This window comes from Rhodococcus sp. (in: high G+C Gram-positive bacteria) (assembly GCF_049286785.1).
Taxonomy (GTDB): Bacteria; Actinomycetota; Actinomycetes; order Mycobacteriales; family Mycobacteriaceae; genus Rhodococcus_F.
Genome location: NZ_JBAQEO010000855.1, coordinates 1 through 2,636, shown reverse-complemented (window position 1 = coordinate 2,636; position 2,636 = coordinate 1). Strand labels below are relative to the sequence as shown.

The following is a 2,636-nucleotide window of genomic DNA, read 5'->3' as shown; positions in this document are numbered from 1 at the left end:
GATCCAGGGCACGTTCGTCAAGGGCGCCGAAGGCAAGTGGGATCTGCGCTCGACCACCATGCCGACCTTCGACGGAAAGCCTGCTGTTGCCACCAACTCTGGTGCATCGTTGTTCGCCTTCGCCTCGGATCCGGCAAAGCAGCGTGCCTCCTGGGAGCTGATCAAGTTCCTCACGAGCGAAGAAGCCTATGTCACGATCGCGAAGGGCATCGGCTATCTGCCGCTGCGGACCGGGCTCGTGGACGACCCGGCAGGATTGAAGACCTGGGCTGCGGAGAACACGCTCCTCGAACCGAACCTGAAGCAGCTCGAGTCGATGGAACCGTGGGTGTCGATGCCCGGCAACAGCTATCTGCAGATCCGGGACGGAATGATGGACGCGGTGGAGGCAGTCGTCTACCAGGGTGCTGATCCGAAACCCACCCTCGAAGCCGCCCAAAAGCAGGCCACGGCGCTTCTCCCGGTCGGATGAGTACCCCCGACATCACCGTGATCCAGCTGACCGACACCCATATTCGTGGTGCCGGCGAGCGCGTGCACGGGGCAGTGGACACGCTGGCGAATCTTCGTGACGTGCTGGATCGAATCATAATGTCGCGGCAGCACGTCGACGCACTCGTCCTCTCCGGCGATCTCAGCGACAACGGGAACCCCGAGGCGTACCGACGACTGCGCGTCGTCGTCGAAACCGCAGCGGACGAACTCGATGCCCAGATCGTCTATGCGATGGGCAATCACGACGAGCGCTCGGCATTTCACACAGAACTGTTGGGAATCGACGCCTCCGATGGCGACCTGACAGCTCCGCACGACGGTGTGTACGACGTGCGCGGATTGCGGGTGGTGGTGCTGGACAGCACGACCCCCGGTCGACACGAGGGGCGACTCGAGCCCACTCAGCTGGCGTGGCTCGCCGACGAACTCTCGCGCCCGAGCGCACGGGGAACGCTTCTCGTTCTCCACCATCCGCCGATCCCCTCCCCTGTCGCCACAGTCGACTATCTTCGGCTGCAGCAGGCCGGTCGGCTCGAGACCGTTCTCGAGGGCTCGGACGTCCGGATGATTCTGTGCGGGCATTCCCACCTCACAGGTTCCGGGGCGATCGCCGGGATCCCGGTGTGGATGGGGCCGGCGCTGTCCTACCGGGTGGATCCGATCGCGCCGGTAGGCCGCCATCGCGGCGTCGTCGGGTACGGATTCAGCCGAATCGACGTGCTGGGAACTTCCGTGGTGGCCACCGCGGTGGAGGCAACACCCTCGGCCGACGTCTACGACCAGCCCGAGCACGAGATGTTGGACAAGCTCCACGCCCTTGCCGCTCAGGCCGGGTGAAGGAGCATAGATGTTCGTTTCCGTGACTGACGTCCCCGAGACGGAGGTCGTTGTTCGGGAACAGGTTCCGGTTCCGGTCGCCCGCCTGCCCTTCCGCGGAAGAGCAGGCGGGGTGATCGAACCGTACTTGTATCTCGCGCCGGCCCTCTTCCTCCTCGTGGTGTGGACGTACCGTCCGCTGCTCCAGGCGGCACAGCTCTCGATGTATTCTTGGAATCTGCTGCCGTCCACCCCTATGGTGCCCGTTGGTGCAGACAACTATCGCCGACTTCTCGAGCTTCCAGAAGTGGGCGAATCGGTGTGGCGGACAGTGGTGCTCGTTCTTGCCCTGCTGCCGTTCTCGCTGATACTGCCGGTCGTGGTCGGGTTCGCCACCCGAGCCGTCGACGGGCGAGCCCGTGCCGTCTACCAAAGTGTGATCTTCGCGCCTTTCCTCGTCGCCCCGGTAGCGAGCGCCGCGGTCTGGCAGTGGCTCCTCGATCCCGGCGCCGGGATCGTGAATCGGGTGCTGGGCACGAAAACCAACTGGATCTACGAGCCGGCGACCGCGCACTTGGTGATCATCATCATCACCGGATGGCATTTCATGGGATTCGCGGTTCTCGTGGTATCCGCGGGAATGGCCGGTGTCAGCGCGGACTACGACGAGGCCGCGCAGGTGGACGGCGCAACCCGCTGGCAGACCGACCGGTGGGTCACTCTGCCGCTGCTCTCCCCCACTCTGGTCTTCCTCACGTTGATGACCGTGCTCCTCAGTGCCCAGTGGACGTTTCCGTTGATCGACACTCTGACTCAGGGTGGCCCGTCGGGGGCGACCACCAACATCTATTACCTGCTGTGGGACTACGGGTTCCACAGCTTCGACGCCGGGCTCAGCGCAGCGGCCGGAATCATGCTCTTCATCGGATTCGGCGCCGTCGCCGGGGTTCTGGTGTGGATCTCGGAGAGGATCTCGTTCCATGACGACTAGCACGCCGACTGTGGAGGTTGCGGCCGAACCGGTGATCTATCGCACGCTCGAACCGCGATGGCGGCGAGTGCGTGGTCATGTCGTGCTCGCCGCGATCGCGGCAGTCTGCGCCTTCCCGGTCTACTGGTTGTTCGCAACATCCCTGCGGCAGCCGGGCGACGTGCTCTCTCTCGCCCCCGTACCGTGGCCGTTGTCGATCGACAACTATGTGGATGCGTCCGAGAAGGTCGATGTCGTCCGGTTGCTTGCCAATACGTTCGGGGTCGCGCTGGTCTCCGCGCTCGGTCAACTCCTGGTGGCATTGCTGGCGTCCTACGCGTTCGCCATGTACACC

The 2,636-nt window shown here is 64.3% G+C and carries 3 protein-coding genes and 1 pseudogene; all 4 read left to right on the top strand.

What is annotated here, in order from left to right; translation table 11 throughout:
- A partial coding sequence (locus WAW17_RS30430; RefSeq protein ID WP_422336562.1) for an extracellular solute-binding protein occupies positions 1-472 on the top strand: 472 nt, incomplete at its 5' end.
- Positions 469-1,332, top strand: coding sequence for a metallophosphoesterase (locus WAW17_RS30425; RefSeq protein WP_422336561.1), 864 nt, complete (start codon positions 469-471; stop codon positions 1,330-1,332). The genes WAW17_RS30430 and WAW17_RS30425, both read left to right, overlap by 4 nt.
- 10 nt (positions 1,333-1,342) lie before the next feature.
- Positions 1,343-2,302 (top strand): carbohydrate ABC transporter permease, encoded by a 960-nt coding sequence (locus tag WAW17_RS30420; RefSeq protein WP_422336560.1) that lies wholly within the window; start codon positions 1,343-1,345, stop codon positions 2,300-2,302.
- Positions 2,292-2,636: pseudogene (locus tag WAW17_RS30415) on the top strand (carbohydrate ABC transporter permease); the annotation flags it as partial. The gene WAW17_RS30420 and the pseudogene WAW17_RS30415, both read left to right, overlap by 11 nt.

Coding starts and splice junctions, on each gene's coding strand:
- WAW17_RS30425 (WP_422336561.1), top strand. CDS start 469: ATGAGTACCCCCGACATCACCGTGATCCAGCTGACCGACACCCATATT.
- WAW17_RS30420 (WP_422336560.1), top strand. CDS start 1,343: ATGTTCGTTTCCGTGACTGACGTCCCCGAGACGGAGGTCGTTGTTCGG.